Below are 25718 nucleotides of genomic sequence, written 5' to 3' on the forward strand. Positions count from 1 at the left end.
GAGCAAGAGAATGCCGGGCCGACCCCCCATACGGCGCCTACGCACGGTAAATTTCAGGCCATGCCACGTGGACGCCACCGCCATTCCCCACCCCTGCACAGGCTTCTGCCGCCCTCCGCGGTCGCCGGAGCTTCAGTCCTCTGTGCCGCCGGCGCCTGGCTCTTCGCCGACCCGGTCGTCCTGCGCACCCTGGTCGCCGCGGCTGCTGCCGCGGCCGTCACCGGTGCGGTCCTCATGCGCAGTTGGGACCGGAGCGCGGGCCGCAAGGTCGCCGAGCTGACCCGGGCCCGCCTCGGTGACCAGTGGAAGACCGAGGAGCGCATAGCGGAGCTGGAGTCCGACATCGAGGAGTCCCGCGAGCTGCGGGCCCGCCTCGACGCCAAACTGCGCGCCAAGCGTGTGGAGCTTGCAGGGCTGCGCGGGGAGCACGCGGCCCTGCTGCGCCGGTACGCCACGGCGGAGACCGAGCGCGCCAGCGCCCTGGAGGGCCGCCGGCAGCTCGCCATTGAGGCCTCCTCCCCGGCCAAGGTGCTGCCCGTGGCCGGCTCGACGCCCACCCCCGCCTCGTACCTCGCGGCGGCCAGGGCGCTGGAGAACCTCTCGCGCAACGCGGCCACCCAGGAGGCCCGCCGCACGGCCGAGGCGGCCCGCAAGCGGGACCTGGCCGAGCGGGCCCGGGAGACGGAGGAGCCGCAGGGGAAGCACGCGGCGGGCGGTGCGCAGCAGGAGACCGAGCACCACACCCGCCCTCAGCGCGCCCTGCCCGCCGTCTCCGCGGTCCCCGCCGTACGGGCCGTCCCGGCCGCGGCCGCGATCGTCCCGTACGCGCAGCGCCGGCCGGTACCGCGCCCCGAGGGCGGGTTCGACTTCTTCGGTACGCAGAAGAAGGCGGCGGCCGCCATCGAGGCGGTCGCCGGTGAGGACCTCGCCGACGTGGTCGGGGCCGAGGCGCTCGCCGCCCACCGGCACACCGAGGAGCGCGCGGTCGGCAAGGTCATCGACCTGACTGCGCACGACGAGACCGAGCAGCTCGATGTGGCGGAGCTGCGCGGAGCGGTGAATTCCTGACCGCGGTGAATTCCTGACCGTAGAAGAAAGATCGTGGCGCCTCTGCCCGCACCGCACGGCCTCCGGCCGCCGGGGTGCGGGCAGTCGCATGAGCGGGCCCCGGGCCGCCCTGCGCAGCGGTCAGATGAAGCGGATGTGGCGCACGCCGACCTGAAGGCGGCGCAGCCGGTGCCGCATCTCGCTGTCGGTGTTCGGGGTGAGGGTGAGCCCCGCCGAGGCGGCGATGCGGTCGGAGACTTGAGGGACGGTCAGCCGGTCCGTCCGGATGTGCCGCGCGAACTCAGGTCCTTCCAGCCGCTCCAGGCAGTGGTCGAGCTTCGCGACGGCGAAGCTCTCACGCTTCAGACCGCGGCCGAGCCCGCGCTCGCTCAGCCGGCGCAGCACCGTCTCGCGGCGCGCGAGCAGCGCGAAGTGGTGCACATCGTGCCCGGCCTCCCGGAGCCGTCCGACGATCTCCTCGAAGTACGGGCCCTCCACCAGCGTCATCGGGACGATCACCGCGCCCCTGTGGCGCCGCAGCGTCAGATCCAGCACCTCGAAGACGCCCTGGCGCCAGGCGGGCAGGTCCTGGAAGTCACCGCGCAGCGCGCGGGGTGTCATCCGGTGCAGACCGAAGCCGACCTCCTCCGGGTCGCACACCACGCTCCCCGGCAGCCGGCGCAGCAGCTCGTACGCGGTCTGGGTCTTGCCGCCCCCGAAAGGGCCGTTGATCCACAGCAGCATGGGGCTCAGAGTGCCCCACCACCGCCCGCCCGAACCAGGCCGGTCTCGTAGGCGAGCACCACGACCTGCACGCGGTCGCGCAGGTTCAGTTTGGTGAGGATGCGGCCCACATGGGTCTTCACGGTCGCTTCGGAGAGCACGAGACGGGCGGCGATCTCGCCGTTGGACAGCCCCTGGGCGACCAGCATCATGACCTCCCGTTCCCGCTCGGTCAGCTTCTCCAGCGCCTTGTGCTGCGGCTCCTTGCCCGCCGACGGCAGCATCGGCGAGAACCGGTCGAGCAGCCGCCTCGTCGTCGACGGCGCCACCACCGCGTCACCGCTGTGCACCGAGCGGATGGCGCCGAGCAGTTCGTTCGGCGGCACGTCCTTGAGCATGAAGCCGCTGGCACCCGCCTTCAGCCCGGAGAAGGCGTACTCGTCCAGGTCGAAGGTGGTCAGGATCAGCACCTTGGGGGCGTCCGGCTGCGCGCAGATACGGCGGGTGGCCTCGACCCCGTCGAGCTTCGGCATGCGGACGTCCATGAGGACGACGTCCACGGCGGTGGAGCGGAGGTTCTCGATCGCCTCCACACCGTCACCTGCCTCCGCGACGACCTCCATGTCCGGCTGGGCGGCCAGCACCATACGGAAACCGGTGCGCAGGAGCATCTGGTCGTCGACGAGCATCACACGGATCGACATGGCTGTCCTTTACGGGCTGTGGGGCGGGCGGCCCCCCGCGGGGCCGGGGCGGCGCTAATGGGCGGGCTTGAGGGGAAGCAGGGCGCTGATGCGGAAGCCGCCGCCGGGCCGGGGCCCCGCGTCCAGCGTGCCCCCGACCATGCCGACCCGTTCACGCATACCGATCAGACCGTGACCGCGGCCGTCGGCGCCACCGTCCTCGTACATCTCGTGCGTGGCGCCCCGGCCGTCGTCCTCGACGAGCAGACCGAGCCCGTCGTCGAAGTAGACCAGCCGTACGCTCGCGCCGACGTCCGGACCGCCGTGCTTGCGGGTGTTGGTGAGGGCTTCCTGCACGATCCGGTACGCGGTGAGTTCGACGCCGCTGGGCAGCGGCCGGGGCGTTCCCTCGATCTTGAAGTCGACGGCGAGACCGGCGCCGCGCACCTGCTCGACGAGGTCCCCGATCTGTTCGACGTCCGGCTGGGGCACGTACTCCCCGGCCTCCTCGTGCTCGCCGGTGCGCAGCACGCCGAGGAGCCGGCGCATCTCGGCGAGCGCCTGCCGGCCGGTGCTGGAGATGGTCTCCAGGGCCTGCTTGGCCTGGTCGGGCGCGGCGTCCAGGACATAGGCGGCGCCGTCGGCCTGCACCACCATCACGGAGACGTTGTGCGCGACGACGTCGTGCAGTTCGCGGGCGATCCGGGCGCGTTCGGCGGCGACGGCGACCTTGGCCTGCGCCTCGCGCTCCTTCTCCAGGCGCGAGGCGCGTTCCTCGAGCTGGGCGAAGTAGGCGCGCCGGGTGCGCACCGAGTCACCGAGGACCCAGGCGAGGGCGAACGGCACGGTCATGATCACGGTGAAGAAGACCTCGGCACCGAGCCCGGCCTCGGCCGCGCTCGGCCAGCGCAGCTGGGTGAGGGTCGCCGCGCTCAGCCCGCCCACCAGCGCCAGTCTGGAGGCCCAGCGCGGTCCGTCGTGCGCCGCGACGGTGTAGATGATCACGAGCATGGCGAAGTCGCCGATCATCGGCTCGACGTTCAGGGCGAGCTGGACAAGTCCGAGGGCTAGCGCGAGCAGGAGCATCTTCTCCGGCGCGCGGCGGCGCAGGGCGACGACGGTGCTGAGGCCCAGGGCGACGCACACGTAGCCGGCGAGCGGCTCGACCGACGGGGCTTTGGAGACCACCCACAGCAGGGAGAACCCGAGGAGGACGACACCCCAGAAGGTGTCGACGCCCGTCGGGTGCCTGCGGAGAAAGTCGTAGAGGCGCTGCACGTGACAAGCGTAGGGAAAGCAGATAGGTGCATGGGTCAACCGGAGGGGCGATCCGGTCGGCCGGGGCGTACTCCGCAAGGTGGAGACTGGTGATCATGACGGATGAAGCATCGGGTGATGCGTGTAACCCGCCCGGCGGACCGGGCTGGCTCGGCTGGCGGGAGGCGACCGAGCGGGCGCTGTACGGGCCCGGTGGTTTCTATCTGCGCCCTGAGGGCCCCGCCGGTCACTTCCGCACCTCCGTACACGCCTCCCCGCTCTTCGCGTCCGCCGTGGCCAGGCTGCTGACACGGCTCGCGGACGAGCTCGGCGGCGAGGGAAACGGCGACGAGATTGCGCTGGTCGACATCGGCGCCGGGCGCGGGGAGCTGCTGACCGGGGTGCTCGCGGCGCTGGAGCCGGGGCTGCGGGAGCGGGTCCGCGCGTACGGTGTCGAGCGCGCGCCCCGCCCGGCCGGTCTCGACCCGCGTATCGAATGGACCGGCCGACCGCCCGCCGGGGTGCGGGGGCTGCTGTTCGCCAACGAGTGGCTGGACAACGTCCCGGTCGACATCGCGCAGACGGACGAGGACGGTGTGCGCAGGTATGTGGAGGTACGGGCGGACGGCACCGAGCGCCTCGGCGCCCCGGTCCGTGGCGCGGACGCCGAGTGGCTGGCCCGCTGGTGGCCGCGGACCGGGCCGGGGGAGCGAGCCGAGATCGGCCGGCCCCGCGACGAGGCCTGGGCGGCGGCCCTCGCCACGCTCACCGAGGGCCTCGCGGTCGCGGTCGACTACGCGCACGTACGTGAGGCCCGGCCGCCGTTCGGGACGCTGACCGGCTTCCGTGAGGGCCGGGAGGTCCGGCCCGTCCCCGACGGCAGCTGCGACCTCACCTCCCATGTGGCGCTGGACGCCTGCGCGGCGGACGGCGGCGAACTGCTGACCCAGCGGGAGGCGCTGGCCCGCCTCGGCGTCGCCGCCGAGCGCCCCCCGCTGGCCCTGGCGTCGTCCGACCCGGTGGCGTACGTACGGGCCCTGTCGGCGGCGGGCGAGGCGGCGGAGCTGCTGGCGCGGGGCGGGCTCGGCGACTTCACCTGGCTGATGCGGCGGGTGCGGGCGGAAGGTTGACGGGCATGGGGCGGGGACACGCGCGCGTGGCGCCCGTCCGTCGCAGGGGAGACGGGTCCCGGAGGTCAGACGGGTAGCGCCGGAGGGGAGAGGACTCTGTCGGAGGGGCGAGGGATACTGTCCGGCATGACGGAGACCACGGTCGGCATCGGCGGCGCGGCGGAGAGCACCGACATGGTGCTCAACATCGGCCCCCAGCATCCCTCCACCCATGGCGTGCTCCGCCTGCGCCTGGTCCTGGACGGTGAGGTGATCCGGCACGCCGAGCCGGTCATCGGCTACATGCACCGCGGCGCCGAGAAGCTCTTCGAGGCGCGCGACTACCGCCAGATCGTGATGCTCGCCAACCGCCACGACTGGCTGTCGGCGTTCTCCAACGAGCTCGGTGTGGTCATGGCCGTCGAGCGGATGCTCGGCATGGAGGTCCCCGAGCGGGCGGTGTGGACGCGCACGCTGCTCGCCGAGCTGAACCGGGTCCTCAACCACCTGATGTTCCTCGGGTCGTACCCCCTCGAACTGGGTGGAATCACCCCAATCTTCCACGCTTTCCGGGAGCGTGAGGACCTCCAGCACGTCATGGAGGAGGTCTCCGGCGGCCGGATGCACTACATGTTCAACCGCGTCGGCGGCCTCAAGGAGGACCTGCCGGCCGGCTGGCTCGGCCGGGTCCGCGAGGCCGTCGCCGCCTGCCGCGCGCGGATGGACGTGTACGACCGGCTGGTCCTCGGCAACGAGATCTTCCGCGGCCGGACCAGGGGCGTGGGCGTCCTGGCGGCGGAGACCGTCCACGCCTACGGCGTGAGCGGCCCGATCGCGCGCGCCTCCGGCGTCGACTTCGACCTGCGCCGTGACGAGCCGTACCTCGCGTACGGAGAGCTCGGCGACGTCCTGCACGTCGTCACCCGCCAGGAGGGCGACTGCCTCGCCCGCTTCGAGTGCCTCCTGGAACAGACCCACAACTCCCTGGACCTCGCGGACGCCTGCCTGGACCGGCTGGCCGAGCTGGCGCCCGGACCGATCAACCAGCGCCTGCCGAAGGTGTTGAAGGCCCCTGAGGGCCACACGTACGCGTGGACCGAGAACCCGCTGGGCATCAACGGCTACTACCTCGTCTCCAAGGGCGAGAAGACGCCGTACCGCCTCAAGCTGCGCTCGGCGTCGTACAACAACATCCAGGCGCTGATCGAGCTGCTGCCGGGCACGCTGGTGGCGGACATGGTGGCGATCCTGGGCTCGCTGTTCTTCGTCGTCGGCGACATCGACAAGTAGCCGAAAGCGCCTCCGGCGCGGCTAGCGGAGGACCGCCTCCAGGAAGTCGGAGCCGATCCGGGCGACGGCCGCCACGTCGAGCTGGTGCATGACGTAGCGGCCCCGGCGGCGGGTGGAGAGCAGCCCCGCCTTCTTCAGCACCGCCAGGTGCCGGGAGACCTCGGGCGCGGTGATGCCGTACGCGTCGGCCAGCTCGTTCGTCGTGTACGACGCCCGGGCCAGGTTGCGGCACAGCCGCATCCGCAGCGGATGGGAGACCGCCTCCAGCCGGAGCTTGACCGTCTCCACGGGCAGGACGCCGGCCAGCTCGCCGGAGCTGACCGGGTACTGGATCACCGGCTGCCAGCCGGGGGCGTACAGCGCGATCAGATGCGGCTGGCCGAAGGCGGTCGGCAGGAACGTCACGCCACTGCCCTGTGCGGTCGTACGGCCCTCCGACAGCTTGTCGACGACGAGCCGGGAGCCGTGGGCGTCCTCCTCCAGCGTCAGGGCCGACGACACGGCCGCGACGGCCTCGGACAGGCCCTTGCGGCGCATCAGCTCCGTCTTGTGACGGGCATCCGTCGCGAGCTGGACATGGACGCGGCCCCAGGTGTCCGCGAAGAACGCCTCGTCGCAGTCCTCCAGGAGACGGCGGATCCACGCGCGCGTGGAGGGCGGATCGGCGAGCATCCGGCGGACGAACGCGGCCTGCCGCGGGCCGCGCGCGGCCGCGAGATCGAGCGCGCGCCGCCGCATCGTCGCGTCGACGAGCGGGGAGGAGCCGCCGCGGTCGTAGAACCCGGCGCAATTGATCTCCAGCGCCGCCGCGACGTACCGCTCGTCGTCCATCCGGTCCAGATCGTCGAGCTCCTCGGCGAGCGTCTCCCGGGGCTGGGCCGGCAGCAGGATGTCCGACAGGGTCGACCGCCACATGAAGTCCGCCTCATGCAGCCGGTCGGCGAGCTCGGGCTTCAGCCCGGCGGCGGTGGTCGTCGTCCAGGCGTGCAGCCGCGCGTGATGCCCCGGCTCGGACAGCGCGTGGAGCGCGGCGCCGAGCTCGGCCAGCGGCGAGGGCCCGAAGACGATCCGCTCCTGCGGCAGTCCGGTGATGTCGATGGTTACGCTCACGCCCCTATGGTGCGGGTCGGAGACGGCCCGGGGGCATGCCATGTGACCAGCCCCGTCGATCGACGGCCGGCCGCGGGTCCGGCCGCCCGCGACCCGTCATACCGCGGCCCACAGCCTGTGGACAGTCACAGAAGTGAGCGAAACGCTGGCGTAGCATGACGAGAAATCGTCCGGTACCCCCCGCGGACTGGAACGGAAGGCCGTCCTCAGCGTGAACGCACCACCAGAACCCCGCCCCGCCCGTCTCACCGTCGGCGTCGTCGGCGCAGGCCGGGTCGGACCCGCACTCGCGGCGTCCCTTCAGCTCGCCGGACACCGTCCGGTCGCCGTCTCCGGGGTCTCCGACGCGTCCGTGCGCCGGGCGGCCGCCCTGCTGCCCGACGTGCCGCTCGTGCCGCCCGCGCAGGTGCTGGAGCGCGCCGACCTGGTGCTGCTGACCGTCCCCGACGACGCCCTGCCCGGGCTGGTCGAGGGGCTCGCCGAGACCGGAGCCGTACGGCCCGGGCAGCTTCTGGTCCACACGTCCGGGCGGTACGGCACCAAGGTCCTGGACCCGGCCCGGCGCGCCGGGGCGCTGCCGCTCGCCCTGCACCCGGCCATGACCTTCACCGGCACCGCCGTGGACGTGCAGCGGCTGGCCGGCTGCTCCTTCGGCGTCACCGCCCCCGACGAGCTGCGGCTCGCCGCCGAGGCGCTCGTCATCGAGATGGGCGGCGAGCCCGAGTGGATCGAGGAAGAGGCCCGCCCGCTCTACCACGCGGCCCTGGCCCTCGGCGCGAACCACCTGGTCACACTCGTCGCCCAGTCCATGGAGCTGCTCCGTACGGCCGGGGTCGCCGCCCCCGACCGGATGCTCGGCCCCCTGCTCGGCGCGGCCCTCGACAACGCGCTGCGCTCCGGCGACGCCGCCCTGACCGGCCCCGTCGCGCGCGGTGACGCCGGTACGGTCGCCGCGCACGTCGCCGAGCTGCGCAAACACGCCCCCGGCACGGTCGCCGGCTATCTCGCGATGGCCCGCACGACCGCGGACCGTGCCCTCGCCCACGGCCTGCTCAAGCCCGAGCTCGCCGAAGACCTGCTGGGAGTCCTCGCGGAGGGGGACGGACGATGAGCCTCGAACCGGTCCGTACGGCGGGCGAGCTGCACGCCCTGCCCACCAGCGGCCCCCGCGCGGTGGTCATGACCATGGGCGCCCTCCACGACGGCCACGCCACCCTCGTACGGGCCGCCCGCACGCACGTCGGTCCCGACGGCTTCGTCGTGGTCACCGTCTTCGTCAACCCGCTCCAGTTCGGCGCGGGCGAGGACCTCGACCGCTACCCCCGCACCCTGGAGGCCGACCTCAAGATCGCCGAGGAGGCCGGCGCCGACGCCGTGTTCGCCCCCTTCGTCGACGAGGTCTACCCCGGCGGGGAACCCCAGGTCCGGATCGCCGCGGGCCCCATGGGCGAGCGCCTCGAAGGCGCCTCCCGCCCCGGCCACTTCGACGGCATGCTCACCGTCGTCGCCAAACTGCTCCACCTCACCCGCCCCGACGTCGCCTTCTTCGGCCAGAAGGACGCCCAGCAGCTCGCGCTGATCCGCCGCATGGTCCGCGACCTCAACTTCCCGGTCGAGATCGTCGGCGTGCCGACCGTCCGGGAGCCCGACGGCCTCGCCCTCTCCAGCCGCAACCGCTACCTGTCCGCGCCCGAGCGCCGCACCGCCCTGGCCCTGTCGGGGGCCCTTTTCGCGGCCCACGACCGGCTCGCCGCCCAGCAGGCCCTGCGCGCGCGTGCCGAGTCCCTGCCCGCCCCGCAGGACCGCGCCGAGGCACTCTCCCGGCTCGGCGAGGCACGCGCCGCCGCCGACGCCCACGCGGTCGCCCAGGCCGGCCCCGGCTGCGCCGACGCCGTGCGGGCCGCCGCCCGCGCCGTCCTCGACGACGCGGCCAAGGCCACGCCGCCGCTCACCCTCGACTACGTCGCCCTGGTCGACCCGGCCGACTTCACCGAGGTCCCCGACGACCACACCGGCGAGGCGATCCTCGCCGTCGCCGCGCGCGTGGGCACGACGCGGCTGATCGACAACCTCCCCCTGACCTTCGGAGCCTCCCAGTGACCGGAATACGGCTGCACGCGCCCGCGCCGGGCTGGGCCATCGACGCCGACGTGGTCGTGGTCGGCTCCGGCGTCGCGGGACTCACCGCCGCCCTTCGCTGCACCGCCGCCGGTCTGCGGACGGTCGTCGTCACCAAGGCGCGCCTCGACGACGGGTCCACCCGCTGGGCCCAGGGCGGCATCGCGGCCGCGCTCGGCGAGGGCGACACCCCCGAGCAGCACCTGGACGACACCCTGGTCGCGGGCGCGGGCCTGTGCGACGAGGGGGCCGTACGGACCCTGGTCACCGAAGGCCCCGACGCCGTCCGCCGCCTCATCGCCACCGGCGCCGACTTCGACAAGGACGCCGGCGGCGCCATCGCCCTCACCCGCGAGGGCGGCCACCACCGGCGCCGGATCGCCCACGCCGGAGGCGACGCCACCGGCGTCGAGATCTCCCGCGCGCTCGTCGAGGCCATCCGCGACCGCGGCGTCCGCACCATCGAGCACGCCCTCGTCCTGGACCTCCTCACCGACGCCGAAGGCCGCACGGCCGGTGTCACCCTGCACGTCATGGGGGAGGGCCAGCACGACGGCGTCGGCGCCGTCCACGCCCCCGCCGTGGTCCTCGCCACGGGCGGCATGGGCCAGGTCTTCTCCGCCACCACCAACCCGTCCGTCTCCACGGGAGACGGCGTCGCGCTCGCCCTGCGCGCCGGGGCCGAGGTCTCCGACCTCGAATTCGTCCAGTTCCACCCGACCGTGCTCTTCCTCGGCGCGGACTCCGAGGGCCAGCAGCCGCTGGTCTCCGAGGCGGTACGGGGCGAGGGCGCCCATCTCGTCGACGCGGACGGCACCCGCTTCATGCTCGGGCAGCACGAGCTCGCCGAGCTCGCCCCCCGCGACATCGTCGCCAAGGCGATCATGCGCCGGATGCGGGAGCAGGGCACCGAGCACATGTACCTCGACGCCCGGCACTTCGGCGCCGAGATGTGGGAGCAGCGCTTCCCGACGATCCTGGCCGCCTGCCGTTCCCACGGCATCGACCCGGTCACCGAACCCGTCCCGGTCGCCCCGGCCGCGCACTACGCCTCGGGCGGCGTCCGTACCGACCTGCACGGCCGGACCACCGTCCCCGGCCTCTACGCCTGCGGCGAGGTCGCCTGCACCGGCGTGCACGGCGCCAACCGCCTCGCCTCCAACTCCCTCCTCGAAGGCCTGGTCTTCGCCGAGCGCATCGCCGAGGACATCACGGCGACCGCCGCCCGGGCCGGCGAGGCGGTCCCGCACCCCGCCCCCGTCACCCTGCCGCTGCCCGACCCGGGCGCCCGCGCCCGTATCCAGCGGATCATGACCACCGGTGCCGGAGTGCTGCGCTCGGCCGAGAGCCTGGCGGCCGCCGCCGAGGCCCTGGAGGCGCTGCACGCGGACGCCGTCGCCGCCGCGGACGACGACCACAAGGCCGCCGAGCCGGGCGTCGAGTCCTGGGAGACGACCAACCTGCTGTGCGTCGCCCGGGTCCTGGTCGCCGCCGCCCGCCGCCGCGAGGAGACCCGCGGCTGCCACTGGCGCGAGGACCACCCCGACCGGGACGACACCGGCTGGCGCCGCCACCTCGTCGTCAGCCTCACCCCGGACCGCGCCCTGGACGTCCGGGCCACCGGCACCCAAGACTTCCCCCCGACAGTCGCCGACGCCCCCCTGGAGCCGTAACCGTGAGCACGCCCGAAGAACGTCCGCGTCCCGTGGACGTACCGCTGATCCAGATCGGCGCCCCGAGCGCCTCCGGCGAGCAGAGCGGCGGCTGCGGCGACGGCTGCGGCTGCGGCGGCGGCGACGAGGTCTACGAGTGCGGGCTCGACCCGGCCCTCGCCCAGCTCCTCGCCGACGCCGGCCTCGACCCCGTCCAGGTCGAGGACATCGCGCACCTCGCCATCGAGGAGGACCTCGACGGCGGCGTCGACGTCACCACCGTCGCGACCGTTCCCGAGGACGCCGTCGCCACCGCCGACTTCACCGCCCGCGAAGCGGGCGTGGTGGCCGGTCTGCGGGTCGCCGAGGCCGTCCTGTCCATCGTCTGCACGGAAGCCTTCGAGGTGGAGCGGCACGTCGAGGACGGCGCGCGCGTGGAGCCCGGACAGAAGCTGCTGTCCGTCACGGCCCGCACCCGCGACCTGCTCACCGGCGAGCGCAGCGCCCTGAACATCCTGGGCCGCCTCTCCGGCATCGCCACCGCCACGCGCGCGTGGGCCGACGCCCTCGAAGGCACCGGAGCCAAGGTCCGCGACACCCGCAAGACCACCCCAGGCCTGCGCGCCCTGGAGAAGTACGCCGTGCGCTGCGGCGGCGGCGTCAACCACCGCATGTCGCTCTCCGACGCCGCCCTGGTCAAGGACAACCACGTGGTGGCCGCGGGCGGCGTCGCGCAGGCCTTCAAGGCCGTACGGGAGCAGTTCCCCGGCGTGCCGATCGAGGTCGAGGTCGACACCCTGCACCAGGTCCGCGACGTCCTCGACGCGGGCGCCGACCTGATCCTCCTGGACAACTTCACCCCCATGGAGACCGAGGAGGCGGTGGCCCTGGTGGCCGGCCGCGCCGCCCTGGAATCCTCGGGCCGCCTCACCCTGGAGAACGCGGCCGCCTACGCCGCGACCGGGGTGGACTACCTCGCCGTCGGCGCGCTCACCCACTCCGCCAAGGTCCTGGACATCGGCCTCGACCTGCGTGAGGCGAACGAGGCGGACGCCTGATGCTGCTCACCATCGACGTCGGCAACACCCACACCGTCCTCGGACTCTTCGACGGCGAGGAGATCGTCGAACACTGGCGTATCTCCACGGATCCGCGCCGCACCGCCGACGAGATGGCGGTCCTGCTCCAGGGCCTGATGGGCATGCACCCCCTGCTCGGCATGGAGCTGGGCGACGGCATCGAGGGCATCTCGATCTGCTCGACCGTCCCCTCGGTCCTGCACGAGCTGCGCGAGGTGACCCGGCGGTACTACGGCGACGTGCCGGCGGTGCTGGTGGAGCCCGGCATCAAGACGGGCGTGCCGGTCCTGACGGACAACCCCAAGGAGGTAGGCGCGGACCGCGTGATCAACGCGGCCGCGGCGGTCGAGCTCTACGGCGGCCCGGCGATCGTCGTGGACTTCGGTACGGCGACGACGTACGACGCGGTCACCGCGCGCGGTGAGTATGCGGGCGGCGCGATCGCCCCCGGTATCGAGATCTCCGTCGAGGCCCTGGGCGTCCGCGGCGCCCAGCTCCGCAAGATCGAGCTGGCCCGCCCGCGCAGCGTGATCGGCAAGAACACGGTCGAGGCGATGCAGGCGGGCATCGTCTTCGGCTTCGCCGGCCAGGTCGACGGCGTGGTCGCGCGCATGAAGCGCGAACTGACGGGCCCCGGCGGCGACCCCTCCGACGTCACGGTGATCGCGACCGGCGGCCTGGCGCCGATGGTCCTCGGCGAATCCACCGAGATCGACGAGCACGAGCCCTGGCTGACCCTGATCGGCCTGCGTCTGGTCTACGAACGCAACATCGCCCGCATGTAACGGCCGGCCCCGCGGCGGCCCCCTGATGGCCGGGGGCCGCCCGGGGCCCGGCGGCCCCCGTACACCCGCCCCCGGCAACGCGCCCAGTTCACTCGCCTAAACGAATTTTGTCCGATTAGCGCGTATTGTCGGTCCATGCCCACGCCATACGGATCCCGCGGCGGCATGGCGTTCAGCGCGGACGAGCTGCGTGTGCTCCGACGCGCCCTCGCCATCGCCCTTCACCCGACCCCCCTCGCCGTCGAGGAGGTCCAGGACTGCCTGAGTCTCGCCGACTCCGTGGACGAAGCCGTACGCGAGGCCGGGCGGCTGCGCGCGTTCCTGGTCGACGATCTGGCGCGCTACCGCTCAGCCCTGCCCGGCTCCGCCACCGGCTACCTGGAACTCCTCCAGGACGCCCTGGCGGCCGGCTACGACCCCGGCGCCGAGGATCTCGCCGCCCTGCGCACCCTGCGCGCCACCCCCGCCGGGGCGCTGCTCCTCGACCGCTGCTGGGGCCTCGCCGAGCAGTCCGTACGCGCCCGCCTCGCCAGGACGCCCGCGCCGCGCACCCGGCTGCTCGCCCTCCCCGGCGGCCGCTGCGCCGACGGGAAGCCCAAGCCCGCGCCGAAGGAGCCCGCCCCCAAGCAGCCCGCCCCCGCCGAGCGCCCCGTCCCCAAGCCCTCCGAGGTCTTTCCGCCACGCCGACGCCCCGTGCCGCCCCCGTCCGAGCAACTCGCCGCCGGATAGCTACTCTGGACGGCATGGAATACCTCTCCGCGCTCCTGCCCCCCGTCGTGATGGCCGTGTTCTTCATCGGCCTCGTCGTGACGATCGTCAAGAGCCAGGGCGGACCCAACAAGGCCAAGGAGGACGCCGCCGTGGACGCGGCGCTCGCCCGCGCCGAGGCCGCCCGCCAGGCCGACGGCACCACCACCCCGTAGGGCCGGCCGCCGCCCGCACGGGCCGCCCCGCACGAAGGACGTACGACTTCATGTCGTACGTCCTTTTTGCGCCGTCTGGCCAGTTCAATAACAGTCCATTCCGAGATCGCCCACTATGGTGGCGCTGTGCCCCGTCAATTGGGAGAGCTCGAAGACGCCGTCATGTCCCGCGTGTGGCAATGGAACCGCCCGGTGACCGTCCGGGAAGTCCTGGAGGATCTGCAGCAGGAACGGTCCATCGCCTACACGACGGTCATGACGGTAATGGACAATCTCCATCAGAAGGGCTGGGTGCGCCGGGAAGTCGACGGCCGCGCCTATCGATATACCGCGGTCTCCACACGCGCCGCCTACGCGGCCGCTCTCATGAACGAGGCCTGGGCGCAGAGCGACAACCCCGCCGCCGCCCTTGTCGCCTTCTTCGGCATGATGTCGCCCGAGCAGCGGGTGGCACTTCAGGACGCCGTCCGCATGGTCCAGCTCGACGACCCGCAACCCGGCCCGGAAGCGGAAGGCACACCGGAACGGACCCGGGAAGAGCCCCCGGAAGAGGCCGGAGAACAGGCCGCCGACGAGGGTCCGGAGCCGGGGCGATAGCGTCCCCCCATGTCGTCCACCGCGCCTCCGTCCCCGACCCCGAATCCCGCGCCAAAAGCCGTGACCGTACGCCGCGCCCGTACCGGCGATGTCGCGGCCGTCCGCCGACTCGTCGACCCGTACGTCACCGCGGGCATCCTGCTCGACAAAGCGACGGTCACGCTTTATGAGGACATCCAGGAGTTCTGGGTCGCGGAACGGGACGAGGACGGTGTGGTCGTCGGCTGCGGCGCACTCCATGTGATGTGGGAAGACCTCGCGGAAGTCCGTACGCTCGCGGTCGATCCCGACTTCAAGGGCGCAGGCGTCGGCCACCAGGTGCTCGACAAGTTGTTGCACACGGCCCGCTGGCTCGGCGTCCGCCGGGTTTTCTGCCTCACCTTCGAAGTCGACTTCTTCGCGAAGCACGGCTTCGTCGAGATCGGCGAGACTCCGGTCGACGGAGATGTCTACAGCGAGCTGCTGCGTTCCTATGACGAGGGCGTCGCGGAGTTCCTCGGTCTCGAACGAGTGAAGCCGAACACCTTGGGCAACAGCCGGATGCTTCTGCACCTGTGATCGTAACGATCGCCCGGAACCCTATGTCCGAATCGCGCACGTTTCCCGCGCTGCCGGGGATCTGAACCTCTCCCAGGGGTTTGTGTTTTCCAGAGAAAAGCGGTTTCCTTTCCGCGTACTGCATTTTCGATGAAAGGAAATCCGGTGGCACAGAAGGTTCAGGTCCTTCTTGTCGACGACCTCGACGGCGGCGAGGCGGACGAGACCGTGACGTTCGCTCTGGACGGCAAGACCTACGAGATCGACCTCACCACCGCCAACGCGGACAAGCTCCGCGGCCTGCTCGAGCCGTACACCAAGAGCGGTCGCCGTACCGGCGGCCGGTCCGCCGCCGGCCGTGGCAAGGGCCGCAGTGTCGCCGCCTCCGGCGGGAACAAGGACACCGCGGAAATCCGCGCCTGGGCCAAGGCGAACGGTTTTGAGGTCAATGACCGCGGCCGCGTCCCCGCGACCGTCCGCGAGGCCTACGAGAAGGCCAACGGCTGAGTCCGCAGCAGCCGGGCCCGGTGGCATTCCGTCGCCGCCGTGTCCACGAGTCGTACGAGACCGGAGCCGGCGCCCCCCACCGCGGGCAGAGCCGGCAGTGACGACTCGACCTCGCGCCCGGGCTCGGGGGGCCGCAGCCATACGGCGGCCCCCTGCGGGCCGGCGCCGCTCCATCCTGGGGGAACAGGGGCGGTGATCCGGCCGCCCGCGCCGAGGACCATGAGGTCGAGGGCGATGCCGCCCCACTCGAGCCAGTCGAGCAGCCCCGGCAGCTCCTCGGCGCTCCCCGCCGCCACCAGCAGCCGCATACGGGGCCCCATGAGGGCCACCGGGCCCGTGCCGCCCATCCGCCGCAGCACGGCGTAGCCGGCCACCGCGGGCAGCTCCAGGACGTCGAAACGCCGTCCGGTGGGCAGCAGCACCGGGGAGCCCGCCGCCCCGCCCTCCGTGGCCCAGCCGAGCTCGTCCTCGTACCAGCGTGCGATGTCTCCGACAGCTCCTTCGAGCCGTTGAAGCGGTGTCCGGGGGAGCGGGACGGTGAGAGCCATGCCGGGAAAACTCCGGCGGCCCATCGCCGGTTACGCGGGTGGTAACTCTCCGTCCTTCGTCGTGTGCGCAGAGTGTCCGGCATGGGGGCGTACGGGTGTATTCGTGAGCGCAAGGATGTTCGCCCGTAGCGGAGGGAACGGGGGAATGCCGCATGGAGTGTCAGTGCGAGCGGGTAAGACATTCCTAGTGGGGAGGGGCGACACGCAGGCCTTGACGTCTCACGTTCGCCATCGGCGTACAGATGGCACGGGTAACCGCTTGGCCTGCGGGAACATCGTCTCGCACCATCGAGTTGGAGCAGTTGTCGGCGTTCGGGGTCAGGAGGCCAAGGACGGTGTCGGCAGTTGGAATGAGCGGTCCCTGCTTGCGGGACTAAGCTGCGGAAGGACAGGGAGGGGATCGACCCCTAACTGACTGACCGCTCTGAGGAGCGATTAACGATGTTCGAGAGGTTCACCGACCGCGCGCGGCGGGTTGTCGTCCTGGCTCAGGAAGAAGCCCGGATGCTCAACCACAACTACATCGGCACCGAGCACATCCTCCTGGGCCTTATCCATGAGGGTGAGGGTGTCGCCGCTAAGGCCCTGGAGAGCCTCGGGATTTCGCTCGAGGCGGTCCGCCAGCAGGTGGAGGAGATCATCGGCCAGGGCCAGCAGGCCCCGTCCGGGCACATCCCCTTCACCCCTCGTGCCAAGAAGGTCCTGGAGCTGTCGCTCCGCGAGGCCCTTCAGCTGGGCCACAACTACATCGGCACGGAGCACATCCTGCTCGGCCTGATCCGCGAGGGCGAGGGCGTCGCCGCCCAGGTCCTCGTGAAGCTCGGCGCCGATCTCAACCGGGTGCGGCAGCAGGTCATCCAGCTGCTCTCCGGCTACCAGGGCAAGGAAGCCGCCACCGCGGGCGGCCCTGCCGAGGGCACGCCCTCGACGTCCCTGGTCCTCGACCAGTTCGGCCGGAACCTCACCCAGGCCGCTCGTGAGTCCAAGCTCGACCCGGTCATCGGGCGCGAGAAGGAGATCGAGCGGGTCATGCAGGTGCTGTCCCGCCGGACCAAGAACAACCCCGTGCTCATCGGCGAGCCCGGCGTCGGCAAGACCGCCGTCGTCGAGGGCCTGGCGCAGGCCATCGTCAAGGGCGAGGTGCCCGAGACCCTCAAGGACAAGCACCTCTACACCCTCGACCTGGGCGCGCTGGTCGCCGGCTCCCGCTACCGCGGTGACTTTGAGGAGCGCCTGAAGAAGGTCCTCAAGGAGATCCGCACCCGCGGCGACATCATCCTGTTCATCGACGAGCTCCACACCCTCGTGGGTGCGGGCGCCGCCGAGGGCGCGATCGACGCGGCTTCCATCCTGAAGCCGATGCTCGCGCGCGGTGAGCTCCAGACCATCGGTGCCACCACGCTCGACGAGTACCGCAAGTACCTGGAGAAGGACGCCGCGCTGGAGCGCCGCTTCCAGCCGATCCAGGTCGCCGAGCCGTCGCTGCCGCACACGATCGAGATCCTCAAGGGTCTGCGCGACCGGTACGAGGCCCACCACCGGGTCTCCATCACGGACGAGGCCCTCGTCCAGGCCGCGACCCTGGCGGACCGCTACATCTCCGACCGCTTCCTGCCGGACAAGGCGATCGACCTGATCGACGAGGCCGGATCCCGGATGCGCATCCGCCGGATGACCGCGCCGCCGGACCTCCGCGAGTTCGACGAGAAGATCGCCGGCGTCCGCCGGGACAAGGAGTCCGCGATCGACTCCCAGGACTTCGAGAAGGCGGCGTCTCTCCGCGACAAGGAGAAGCAGCTGCTGGCGGCGAAGGCCAAGCGGGAGAAGGAGTGGAAGGCCGGCGACATGGACGTCGTCGCCGAGGTCGACGGCGAGCTGATCGCCGAGGTCCTCGCGACCGCCACCGGCATCCCGGTCTTCAAGCTGACCGAGGAGGAGTCCTCGCGACTGCTCCGCATGGAGGACGAGCTCCACAAGCGCGTCATCGGCCAGAAGGACGCGGTCATCGCGCTCTCCAAGGCCATCCGCCGTACGCGGGCCGGTCTGAAGGACCCGAAGCGCCCCGGTGGCTCGTTCATCTTCGCCGGCCCGTCCGGTGTCGGTAAGACCGAGCTGTCCAAGTCGCTCGCCGAATTCCTCTTCGGCGACGAGGACGCGATGATCTCGCTCGACATGTCGGAGTTCAGCGAGAAGCACACGGTTTCCCGCCTCTTCGGTTCCCCGCCCGGATACGTGGGTTACGAAGAGGGCGGCCAGCTCACCGAGAAGGTGCGCCGCAAGCCGTTCTCCGTCGTCCTCTTCGACGAGGTCGAGAAGGCCCACCCCGATATCTTCAATTCCCTGCTCCAGATTCTGGAAGACGGTCGTCTGACCGACTCCCAGGGCCGGGTCGTGGACTTCAAGAACACGGTCATCATCATGACGACCAACCTCGGGACCCGGGACATCTCGAAGGGCTTCAACCTGGGCTTCGCCGCCCAGGGCGACACGAAGTCCAACTACGAGCGGATGAAGAACAAGGTCAGCGACGAGCTGAAGCAGCACTTCCGCCCCGAGTTCCTCAACCGTGTGGACGACGTCATCGTCTTCCCGCAGCTGACGCAGGACGACATCCTCCAGATCGTCGACCTGATGATCAACCGGGTGGACGAGCGCCTCAAGGACCGCGACATGGGCCTCGAGCTCAGCCAGTCCGCCAAGGAACTGCTCGCCAAGAAGGGCTACGACCCGGTGCTGGGCGCCCGTCCGCTGCGTCGGACGATCCAGCGCGAGGTCGAGGACACCCTCTCCGAGAAGATCCTCTTCGGCGAGCTGCGCCCCGGCCACATCGTGGTCGTGGACACCGAGGGCGAGGGCGAGGAGAAGAAGTTCACCTTCCGCGGCGAGGAGAAGTCGGCGCTGCCCGACGTCCCGCCGATCGAGCAGGCGGCCGGCGGTGGCGGGCCGAACCTCTCGAAGGACGCGTAAGCGCCTGAAGGGCCAGGACTGAAGAAAGGGGCTGCCCCGGACCGTGTGAAACGGTCCGGGGCAGCCCCTTTCCCCGTACGACGTGCAGCTAGGCGTGCAGGGTGAGGCGGTCGCCGAGCGCCTCACGGCCGAGCACCTGCCGTTTGTTCAGGCCCCACACGGTCACCCGCAGCTCCGACAGGTCCCGCAGCGGGGTGAGGTCGAGCCGGTCCGCGGGGACCAGCGGGGCGAGGAGAGTGAGCGCGCGCAGCTTCGGGATGGCGGCGATCGCCGCCACATCGTCCCGGGTCACCCGCATGATCTGCAGATCCAGTGACTCCAGCTCCGTCAGCTCCGACAGCGGCGACAGGTCCCCCAGCCCCTGACATCTGCGCAGCACCAGCCGCCGCAGCCCCGCGCCGCAACCCCGCAGAAATCCGAGGTCCTTCAGGAGCCCGTTGACGCTCACGACGAGGGAGGCGAGCCGCCGCCGGGACAGCGCCGCGTCGAGATCGCCGCCGGAGAAGTCCCCTGCCACATCCAGATGCACAGCATCCGGCAGCAGCTCCAGCAGGCCCAGCCTCTCGTGGCCGTTGACGAACACCGGCGCCTCACCCAGATCGATCCGGCTCAGGACCTCGTCCACGTACGCCCGCGCCGGATACCGGTGCCAGCCCCGGGCGAGCGGGAACGCGTCGCCCGGCTCGGTGAAGGCCCCGGCGTACGGCACGGCGGCGGCGCCGCCGATCTCGTTGATCAGCTCGATCACCTGGATCCGCGAGTCCCCGGTCAGCCGTGCCGGCGACGGCAGGATCGGCAGCACGTACGCGCCGAGCCGGGCCAGATCCTGGAGCTGGCTGGGGTTGCGGTGCGGGACGACGGACCGGACGGCCTTGCGTACGCGGTCATGGGTGGCGCCGTCCAGCCAGGCCGCGTGCTGCGCGCACAGGGCCGCCAGGACGTAGAGACTGGTCCGTACGGAACGGTCCCGGGTCGCCGCGCCGGAGGCGAGCAGCCCGTCGACGAGCTGCGGGAGTTCGCGCCGCGAGCAGTGCCCGGCGGCCAGTAACAGCACGTCGTGCCACTGCTGCTCGTAGGTGTGCCGCAGCAGTTCGTTCAGCAGGTCGTCCTCGATGAACTCCTTGGCCGCCAGGAAGTCCTGGAAGGTCCGGTGCACGAACTGGAAGACGTCCTCCGTCCGGGGCTGGAGCAGTCCGCTGCGGTTGAGCAGATGCGTCAGGATCGCCTCCGCGTCCCCCTGGGCCCGCACCCGCGGCATCCCGGCCAGGCCACGCTCCAGCTGATGCAGCGCCTGCTCCCGGGTGAACTCGGTCTGCCCGCCCCGCACCAGCCACACCGCGATCCGCTGGAGCAGCTGCTGATGCTCCTCCACGCTCATCGTGATGCCGTCGGGGGAGGTGATGCGGCGCCGCTTGTCGCGCTCGCCGAGCAGCATCTGCAGCGCCGACTCGTACAGCGCCCAGCGGGTCTCCGGCAGGAAGCCCTGCCGCAGCCGGTGCAGGGCGCAGATGACCGCGCAGAGCAGCGGGGTGCGGCCCAGGTCGGACAGGCTGGGATTGCGGCGGAACTGCTGGATGAGATCGTGCTCCAGCGCCTCCAGGTCCTCGTCCTCGTCGGGGTCGAGCCGCCCCGCCTCGTGCCAGGCCCGGATGAACGCCCGGATGTCCGCGTCCCGCATCGGCAGCAGCGTCAGCTCCTCGAAGCCCTGCGCCGCCAGCCATTCCGGTTCGACGGCGAGCGGCCGTACGGTCGCCACGCACCGGGTCCGCGGGAAGCGGTCCAGCAGACTGGCCAGCCAGGCGTGCGCGGCCTCCCGGTCCTCCCGTGGCACCTCGTCGAGCCCGTCGACGAGCAGCAGCCCCCGCCCGCCGGCCAGCACGCGCCCCGCCCAGCCGTCAGGTGCGGCGTCCACCATCAGCCGTGCGGCGGCGGGCAGTTCGGCGGGTGAGGGGAACGCACCGCCCTCGGCGCGCAGCGTCCGCATCGGTACGACGAACGGCACGAGCCCGTTGAGCTCGGCGAGCTCCGGCCCGAGCGTCCCGGCGGCGGCGTGCGCGGCCAGCCACCACACCAGGGTCGTCTTCCCGGCGCCCGCGTCACCGCGCAGCAGCACGCGCGGGCGGGTGGCGAGCAGGTCGTCGACACGGGAGGGACCGGAGGCGGACTCGCCTTTGGAGGTGGCCTCCAGGGAGAGGTAGGCGGTGTCGAGATCCCACTCGGAGGCGCGTTTGCCGAGCTCGTCCAGGCCGAAGATCTTGGTGCGGCGGTAGGCGGCGGCGAGGGCGTCGGCGTACTCCTCCTCGTAGCGGGAGTCGCCGGGGTGGAGGTCGGTGACGTATCTCAGCGTGGTCGAAGCGATGACCGGAACGACCCGGCGGAACTCCTCGTGGGCGACGATCGCGGTGAGCGGTACGCACTCCACCCGGCGGTGGCCCCGGCCCCGCGGGACCTCCTTGGCTATGCCGATGAGCTTGTCGTCGGCGAAGAGCGGCGCGCCGGACAGGCCGGCGAGGGGCGACTCAGGCCCCTCCTGCTCCGGCACCGCGGGCCGGTCGAGCTCCATGACGAGGGTGCGCCGGACGAGCCCGGCGGCGGGGAGCACGGTGCCGGTGTACTGGTCGAGCTCCAGGCGGTTGCGCTCGTACCGCTGGATCTGGGGGAAGCCCAGGATCTGGCAGCCGGGCAGCGGCCGGTCGGTGGCGACGGCGCCCGGTTGGGCGAACCGCGCCGAGTTCAGCTGGTCCACCAGGAGAAGCGCCGCGTCGAGCCGATCGTTCCGCCAGACGACCTGGCAACGGAGAGGGCTTCTCTCGCCGGGGACGGCGATGTAGGGCGTGAGGCTCTGCCCCAGCACATGCGCACAGGTCACGATGTGTCTGAAGCCGATGAACACCCCCGTGCCTTGGCGCTCGCCGAGGACGGCGACGACGCTCCGCGTGAGCTCGCCCGCCCTCAACGGCCGAAGCCCGAGATGTCGGCGTCCTCGTCGTTGCCCACGAGCCAGGAACCACCCGTGCGGGTGTCCTTCGGCGTGAGGGTGAAGGAGACGCGGTGCGTCTGGCCGCTCGTACGGGACCCGTCCGCGCCGGCCTCGACGACCCAGGCCTTGACCTTGCCGCCCGCCTTCACCTCCTTGCGGAGCTCGATGGTGAACTCCATGTCGATGTCGCCCACTTCGAAGGAGAGCGGCAGGCCGGAGGAGTGGGTGGCGGCCTCGACGAGCTGGTCGCGTACGGAGGCGATGGCGTCGGCGAGTTCGATGCGGTCGATGCTGGTCATGGGGCGGAACGTACCTGGAGGCCGGGGGCACAGGCCCACAATTCAGCCGAGAGATGAGGTCAGTTGTGGACCTCGACGGAGTCGGGAAGCTGGTCGGTGCCGGTGACCAGGGCGTCGTCGGTACGGATCTGCTCCAGCCGGCGCAGAGCCGCCAGGGGGGCGAGGTCGAGCGGGGGCCCGTCGGCGGGCCCGATGACGCCGAAGACCTTGAGCGCCGGGAACGCGTGCACGACGGGGTCCAGGGTGCACTCCATGCCACCGGTGACCAGGGTCAGCCACTCGATGTCCGGCATGCGCCATCCGTCGGAGAAGAACTGGAAGTCCCAGGGGTGCAGGGTGAAGGCTCTGATGTGCGGCAGGGAGGCGATCTCCGCCCAGCGGTCGGCCGTCAGGTCGGCGTCGGTGAGGTCGAGATGCGTCAGCCGCTCGCGGTCACGCAGGCCCAGCACACCGTCCTTGGGCCATCCGGGGAACGCGAGCGAGGTCAGCGACGACGGCAGGTCCTTCGTACTCCAGGCCGCGTCCTCGTCCAGCTGGAGCATCAGGTCGTCCAGCCGGCCGAGGCCGATCAGCGCGCTCAGGTCCGGCCGTTCGCCGACCCTGCGCAGGTTGAGGCCGACCGGGTCGCAGAACGCCAGGAGGGTGGCCACGGCGTCGTCGGAGACATCCTCGCGGATGTCCAGATGGGTCGGGCGCAGCCCCAGACGCTGGATCTCCTCGGCCTGCACGTCAGTGGTGATCGTGTATTCGAGCTCGGCCGGATCGAGCCGGGCCACGATCTCCTCCCCGTACGTCCTCGTCTCGTACCGCGACCACGCCCAGATCAGCTGCGACCGCACCCGCAGCGACGGATGCCCGGTGAAACGCCGCAGGTACGGGAGGGCGGCGTCGACCTTGACGTGGGAGGCCGCGATCACCGCCATCTCCGCCTGCTCGTCCTCCAGCCCCTCCGGTCCTGGCAGCAGCTCCAGCACCGCCCGCCCCGCCGACGCAAGCTCCCGCGCCTCCTCGGCCGTGCGGGGCGGGATGACCTCCGCCGTGCGGTCCAGGATCGCCTGGCGGATCTCGGGGGCGACCTCCGTGGCGTGGTCCAGGGCCGTGGCCGCCACGACCAGGATCCGCAGCTGCGTGCGCCGGTCCTCCGCCGCGTCCGCCGCGGCCAGCAGCTCCCGGAAGATGTCGGCGGCCTCACGCGGGCGGGCGTGGGCCACGCTCATGCGGATGACGTCCTCCCACTGGTCGTCCGCCGCGTGGTCGGTCAGGACCCCGATGTGCCACTCGTCGACCAGCGCCTTCGCCGCCAGATAGTCCTGGAAGGTGCGGTGGACGAAGTCGACCGTGTCCGGGCCCGGGCGGCGCAGCAGGCCGCTGCGGTGCAGGAGGTGGTTGAAGAGGGCGTCGGGGTCGGCGTGGGTGGCGGCTTCCGGGATCGCCGGGATCGCCGCGCGGACGATCGACTCGGCGTGGGAGCGGTCCATCTCGGTGCGGCCGTTGAGGGTGAGCCAGTACGCGAGGCGCTGGACGAGCTGGATCTGCGGGGCCTCGCCGAGGTCGACCCCGTACGGCGTGCCCATGTCCCGCTCCCGGTCGCGGCGCGTGAGCAGCATGGACAGGGCGGCGTCGTACAGCGCCTTGCGACCGCGCGGCAGATAGCCCCGGCGGTCCCGGTGGAGGGCGCAGATGAGCCCGCACATGAGCGGGTTCGTGGCGAGGAGCGCCAGGTCGGGGGAGGTGCGCAGGGCATCGAGGAGGGGCTGTTCGTACGGCTGCGCGTCCGGCCCCGCAGCCTGGTGCCAGCGCTGGACGAAGGCCGTGACCTCCGCGTTCTTCATCGGTGAGAGCGTGAGCTCGGCGAAGCCGTCGGGGGTGAGCCAGTCGTCCCGTACGGCCGAGGGGCGGGAGGTGACCAGCCAGCGGTTGCCGTCGTACGTGGCGAGCAGGTCGCGCAGCCAGCGGCGGGCGCGGTCCCGCTCGGCCTCGGGGACCTCGTCGATGCCGTCGACGAGGATCAGGCCGCGCCCGGCGGTCAGGACCCGGTCGGCCCAGCCGTCCGGCGCGGTCAGCGGGCAATCGACGGCGGACAGGAAGCGGTCAGGGGCGGGCAGGCGCTCGCCGTGCCGGGTGAGCGTACGCAGCGGGAGGACGAAGGGGATCCGGTCGCGGAGGTACTCCATCCCTCCCTCGTGTCCCCCGTCGTGCTTGTCGCGTGTGGCCGAGACGGCGAGCCACTGCACGAGCGTGGTCTTGCCCGAGCCGGCGAGGCCGCGCAGCAGGACGCGGGGGTGGCGGGCGAGGGCCTGGTCGGCGGAGAGGGGGGTGAGGGCGGGGGCGAGGGCACGGAGGGCGCGCACGCGGGCCGGTCCCCGGCCGCCGGGCTGCGCCGCGAGCTGGCCTGCGGCCTGCTCCGCCAGGGCGCGCGCCCTGGCGATATCGGCGCTCTGGTAGTCCCGCGTGCCCGTCGCCTCCAGCGACAGATACGCCACGTCCAGCGGCCAGACGTCCGGTGAGTGGTGCAGATCGATGCCGTAGATGGTGAGGCTGCCGTGCTTCTTGGCGACGTACGCGAGATAGCGGCGCTCGAACTCCGCGTCCCGCGCGTCCGCGCGTGGCGTCCGGGTGATCAGCGCGTCCACCTTGGCGATGAGTTCCGCCTGGTCACGGCTCTGCTCGACCAGGGTGCGGGCGACGAAGGTGGAGCGCTGGGTGAAGAAATGCAGGATGTGCAGGCACGCCCACTCGGTGACGGACTCCAGGTAGAGCGTCGCGTCCTGGGAGAGGCCGTCCGGGGCGGGGCCGGCCGTGCGTAGCCGGCGGGCCAGGTCGCGGTGGCCGAGGCGGACCGCCTGGACGTCGTCCATGTCGAGGTCGCCGAGGGCCAGCAGGGTGCGGGCGAGGGCGTCGATGACGGCCTCGGTCTCGTCGGGCGGGAACGGCCGCTCCGCCCCGGAGCCGCCGCCCGTGGACTCCTTGACCAGGGCGGCTGCCAGGGTGCGCACGTCCCGTTCGGTGAGGGTGCGCTTCTCGCCGCGGAAGGAGACCAGGCGGCTGAGGCGGATGCGGCGGTCGGTGAGGCCCGCCCCCGGGCCGTCCTGGACGAGGAGCCTGCGGACCAGCGGCCCGATGGCGCTGGACGCGAGGCGGGTGCCGATGATCGCTGGATCCATGTCCGTCCCCCCAAGAAGCATGATCGATCCGATCGTCAGCCTAACGAGGGACGGGATTCGAGGGGGCTCGGTTGCGTGACCCAGGTCGCATTGGGGGGTCGTGCGCCGTGACAAGGCGCACAGCCGTTTTGGGGCGTACTAGCCGGAATAGTGGTGGCGTTACCGCCCATTTCGGGACCTTCGGCAGGTCTGGGGCGGGGCCTTCGGGCCGGTGGGGCTCCAGGGGGTGGATTGCCCGTCCCCAGGTCCCTTTCGGGCTTGCCGGACATGGGGTTAAACCCTGGTCCTCATCATGTTTTGTCCGAATTTGAGGACCGCGGTTTCGGTACGTCAAGACCCTGAC

The 25718-nt window shown here is 71.9% G+C and carries 22 protein-coding genes; 14 read left to right on the forward strand and 8 right to left on the reverse strand.

Features of this window, described 5'->3' with window-relative positions; all coding sequences use genetic code 11:
* Nucleotides 1–60: 60 nt before the first annotated feature.
* Nucleotides 61–1068 (forward strand): hypothetical protein, encoded by a 1008-nt coding sequence (locus ACZ7LT_RS17570; RefSeq protein WP_471236926.1) that lies wholly within the window; start codon nt 61–63, stop codon nt 1066–1068.
* Nucleotides 1069–1188: 120 nt separating this feature from the next.
* On the opposite strand, the gene ACZ7LT_RS17575 is transcribed toward ACZ7LT_RS17570, so the two are convergent.
* From ACZ7LT_RS17575 to ACZ7LT_RS17585, 3 genes are read right to left on the reverse strand one after another with little or no spacing between them, the layout of a single operon-like run.
* Nucleotides 1189–1791, reverse strand: a complete 603-nt coding sequence (locus ACZ7LT_RS17575; RefSeq protein ID WP_471236927.1) for an AAA family ATPase — start codon at nt 1789–1791, stop codon at nt 1189–1191.
* A 5-nt stretch (nt 1792–1796) separates the two neighbouring features.
* A complete protein-coding gene (locus ACZ7LT_RS17580) occupies nt 1797–2474 on the reverse strand; it encodes a response regulator transcription factor (protein WP_471236928.1) in 678 nt (225 codons plus the stop codon).
* A 54-nt stretch (nt 2475–2528) separates the two neighbouring features.
* Nucleotides 2529–3731 carry a sensor histidine kinase gene (locus ACZ7LT_RS17585; protein ID WP_471236929.1) on the reverse strand — a complete coding sequence of 401 codons (1203 nt, stop codon included), beginning with the start codon at nt 3729–3731 and terminating at the stop codon, nt 2529–2531.
* Nucleotides 3732–3826: 95 nt separating this feature from the next.
* On the opposite strand from ACZ7LT_RS17585, the gene ACZ7LT_RS17590 reads away from it, so the two are divergent.
* Nucleotides 3827–4840, forward strand: a complete 1014-nt coding sequence (locus tag ACZ7LT_RS17590) for an SAM-dependent methyltransferase (protein WP_471236930.1) — start codon at nt 3827–3829, stop codon at nt 4838–4840.
* Between the two features lie 126 nt (nt 4841–4966).
* Nucleotides 4967–6109 (forward strand): NADH-quinone oxidoreductase subunit D, encoded by a 1143-nt coding sequence (locus tag ACZ7LT_RS17595; protein WP_471236931.1) that lies wholly within the window; start codon nt 4967–4969, stop codon nt 6107–6109.
* A gap of 21 nt (nt 6110–6130) precedes the next feature.
* On the opposite strand, the gene ACZ7LT_RS17600 is transcribed toward ACZ7LT_RS17595, so the two are convergent.
* A complete protein-coding gene (locus tag ACZ7LT_RS17600; protein ID WP_471236932.1) occupies nt 6131–7219 on the reverse strand; it encodes a DUF5937 family protein in 1089 nt (362 codons plus the stop codon).
* A gap of 211 nt (nt 7220–7430) precedes the next feature.
* On the opposite strand from ACZ7LT_RS17600, the gene ACZ7LT_RS17605 reads away from it, so the two are divergent.
* From ACZ7LT_RS17605 to ACZ7LT_RS17650, 10 genes are all read left to right on the forward strand, one after another.
* Nucleotides 7431–8330: a Rossmann-like and DUF2520 domain-containing protein gene (locus tag ACZ7LT_RS17605; protein WP_471236933.1), complete on the forward strand. Its 900-nt coding sequence runs from the start codon at nt 7431–7433 to the stop codon at nt 8328–8330.
* Nucleotides 8327–9319 carry a pantoate--beta-alanine ligase gene (gene panC / locus ACZ7LT_RS17610; RefSeq protein WP_471236934.1) on the forward strand — a complete coding sequence of 331 codons (993 nt, stop codon included), beginning with the start codon at nt 8327–8329 and terminating at the stop codon, nt 9317–9319. Before ACZ7LT_RS17605 ends, panC begins: the two co-directional genes overlap by 4 nt.
* Nucleotides 9316–11010, forward strand: a complete 1695-nt coding sequence (locus ACZ7LT_RS17615; protein WP_471236935.1) for an L-aspartate oxidase — start codon at nt 9316–9318, stop codon at nt 11008–11010. Before panC ends, ACZ7LT_RS17615 begins: the two co-directional genes overlap by 4 nt.
* A 2-nt stretch (nt 11011–11012) precedes the next feature.
* Nucleotides 11013–12047, forward strand: coding sequence for a carboxylating nicotinate-nucleotide diphosphorylase (gene nadC / locus ACZ7LT_RS17620; protein ID WP_471236936.1), 1035 nt, complete (start codon nt 11013–11015; stop codon nt 12045–12047).
* Nucleotides 12047–12853, forward strand: coding sequence for a type III pantothenate kinase (locus ACZ7LT_RS17625; RefSeq protein ID WP_471236937.1), 807 nt, complete (start codon nt 12047–12049; stop codon nt 12851–12853). The genes nadC and ACZ7LT_RS17625 overlap by 1 nt, the downstream gene beginning before the upstream one ends.
* A gap of 165 nt (nt 12854–13018) precedes the next feature.
* The gene (locus ACZ7LT_RS17630) at nt 13019–13582 is read left to right on the forward strand and encodes a hypothetical protein (RefSeq protein ID WP_471236993.1); all 564 of its coding nucleotides are present in this window, start codon (nt 13019–13021) and stop codon (nt 13580–13582) included.
* A 14-nt stretch (nt 13583–13596) separates the two neighbouring features.
* Nucleotides 13597–13776, forward strand: a complete 180-nt coding sequence (locus ACZ7LT_RS17635; RefSeq protein ID WP_019888447.1) for a hypothetical protein — start codon at nt 13597–13599, stop codon at nt 13774–13776.
* 126 nt (nt 13777–13902) lie between these two features.
* Nucleotides 13903–14373 carry a BlaI/MecI/CopY family transcriptional regulator gene (locus ACZ7LT_RS17640; protein WP_471236938.1) on the forward strand — a complete coding sequence of 157 codons (471 nt, stop codon included), beginning with the start codon at nt 13903–13905 and terminating at the stop codon, nt 14371–14373.
* 9 nt (nt 14374–14382) lie between these two features.
* Entirely contained in the window at nt 14383–14931 is a 549-nt protein-coding gene (locus tag ACZ7LT_RS17645) for an amino-acid N-acetyltransferase (RefSeq protein WP_471236939.1), read from the forward strand.
* Nucleotides 14932–15075: 144 nt separating this feature from the next.
* Nucleotides 15076–15417 carry a histone-like nucleoid-structuring protein Lsr2 gene (locus ACZ7LT_RS17650; RefSeq protein WP_019888451.1) on the forward strand — a complete coding sequence of 114 codons (342 nt, stop codon included), beginning with the start codon at nt 15076–15078 and terminating at the stop codon, nt 15415–15417.
* Here the strand turns inward: ACZ7LT_RS17650 and ACZ7LT_RS17655 are convergent.
* The gene (locus tag ACZ7LT_RS17655; protein ID WP_471236940.1) at nt 15396–15965 is read right to left on the reverse strand and encodes an SCO3374 family protein; all 570 of its coding nucleotides are present in this window, start codon (nt 15963–15965) and stop codon (nt 15396–15398) included. The genes ACZ7LT_RS17650 and ACZ7LT_RS17655 overlap by 22 nt on opposite strands.
* 441 nt (nt 15966–16406) lie before the next feature.
* Between ACZ7LT_RS17655 and ACZ7LT_RS17660 the strand changes: the two genes are divergently transcribed.
* Nucleotides 16407–18932 carry an ATP-dependent Clp protease ATP-binding subunit gene (locus ACZ7LT_RS17660; protein WP_471236941.1) on the forward strand — a complete coding sequence of 842 codons (2526 nt, stop codon included), beginning with the start codon at nt 16407–16409 and terminating at the stop codon, nt 18930–18932.
* A gap of 88 nt (nt 18933–19020) precedes the next feature.
* On the opposite strand, the gene ACZ7LT_RS17665 is transcribed toward ACZ7LT_RS17660, so the two are convergent.
* The 3 genes from ACZ7LT_RS17665 to ACZ7LT_RS17675 all read right to left on the reverse strand — a co-directional run bounded on the left by ACZ7LT_RS17665 (nt 19021) and on the right by ACZ7LT_RS17675 (nt 25375).
* On the reverse strand, nt 19021–21678 hold the full coding sequence (locus tag ACZ7LT_RS17665) for an NACHT domain-containing protein (protein WP_471236942.1): 2658 nt from the start codon (nt 21676–21678) through the stop codon (nt 19021–19023).
* A 206-nt stretch (nt 21679–21884) separates the two neighbouring features.
* The gene (locus ACZ7LT_RS17670) at nt 21885–22211 is read right to left on the reverse strand and encodes a trypco2 family protein (RefSeq protein WP_471236943.1); all 327 of its coding nucleotides are present in this window, start codon (nt 22209–22211) and stop codon (nt 21885–21887) included.
* 59 nt (nt 22212–22270) lie between these two features.
* A complete protein-coding gene (locus ACZ7LT_RS17675) occupies nt 22271–25375 on the reverse strand; it encodes an NACHT domain-containing protein (protein ID WP_471236944.1) in 3105 nt (1034 codons plus the stop codon).
* Between the last annotated feature and the right edge of the window lie 343 nt (nt 25376–25718).

Source organism: Streptomyces sp. NPDC039465 (assembly GCF_055639315.1).

What these genes read in the sequence shown, in the direction of transcription:
- ACZ7LT_RS17570 (WP_471236926.1), top strand. Translation starts at nt 61, where the DNA reads ATGCCACGTGGACGCCACCGCCATTCCCCACCCCTGCACAGGCTTCTG.
- ACZ7LT_RS17575 (WP_471236927.1), bottom strand. Translation starts at nt 1,791, where the DNA reads ATGCTGCTGTGGATCAACGGCCCTTTCGGGGGCGGCAAGACCCAGACC.
- ACZ7LT_RS17580 (WP_471236928.1), bottom strand. Translation starts at nt 2,474, where the DNA reads ATGTCGATCCGTGTGATGCTCGTCGACGACCAGATGCTCCTGCGCACC.
- ACZ7LT_RS17590 (WP_471236930.1), top strand. Translation starts at nt 3,827, where the DNA reads ATGACGGATGAAGCATCGGGTGATGCGTGTAACCCGCCCGGCGGACCG.
- ACZ7LT_RS17595 (WP_471236931.1), top strand. Translation starts at nt 4,967, where the DNA reads ATGACGGAGACCACGGTCGGCATCGGCGGCGCGGCGGAGAGCACCGAC.
- panC (WP_471236934.1), top strand. Translation starts at nt 8,327, where the DNA reads ATGAGCCTCGAACCGGTCCGTACGGCGGGCGAGCTGCACGCCCTGCCC.
- ACZ7LT_RS17625 (WP_471236937.1), top strand. Translation starts at nt 12,047, where the DNA reads ATGCTGCTCACCATCGACGTCGGCAACACCCACACCGTCCTCGGACTC.
- ACZ7LT_RS17630 (WP_471236993.1), top strand. Translation starts at nt 13,019, where the DNA reads ATGGCGTTCAGCGCGGACGAGCTGCGTGTGCTCCGACGCGCCCTCGCC.
- ACZ7LT_RS17635 (WP_019888447.1), top strand. Translation starts at nt 13,597, where the DNA reads ATGGAATACCTCTCCGCGCTCCTGCCCCCCGTCGTGATGGCCGTGTTC.
- ACZ7LT_RS17645 (WP_471236939.1), top strand. Translation starts at nt 14,383, where the DNA reads ATGTCGTCCACCGCGCCTCCGTCCCCGACCCCGAATCCCGCGCCAAAA.
- ACZ7LT_RS17655 (WP_471236940.1), bottom strand. Translation starts at nt 15,965, where the DNA reads ATGGCTCTCACCGTCCCGCTCCCCCGGACACCGCTTCAACGGCTCGAA.
- ACZ7LT_RS17660 (WP_471236941.1), top strand. Translation starts at nt 16,407, where the DNA reads ATGTTCGAGAGGTTCACCGACCGCGCGCGGCGGGTTGTCGTCCTGGCT.
- ACZ7LT_RS17670 (WP_471236943.1), bottom strand. Translation starts at nt 22,211, where the DNA reads ATGACCAGCATCGACCGCATCGAACTCGCCGACGCCATCGCCTCCGTA.
- ACZ7LT_RS17675 (WP_471236944.1), bottom strand. Translation starts at nt 25,375, where the DNA reads ATGGATCCAGCGATCATCGGCACCCGCCTCGCGTCCAGCGCCATCGGG.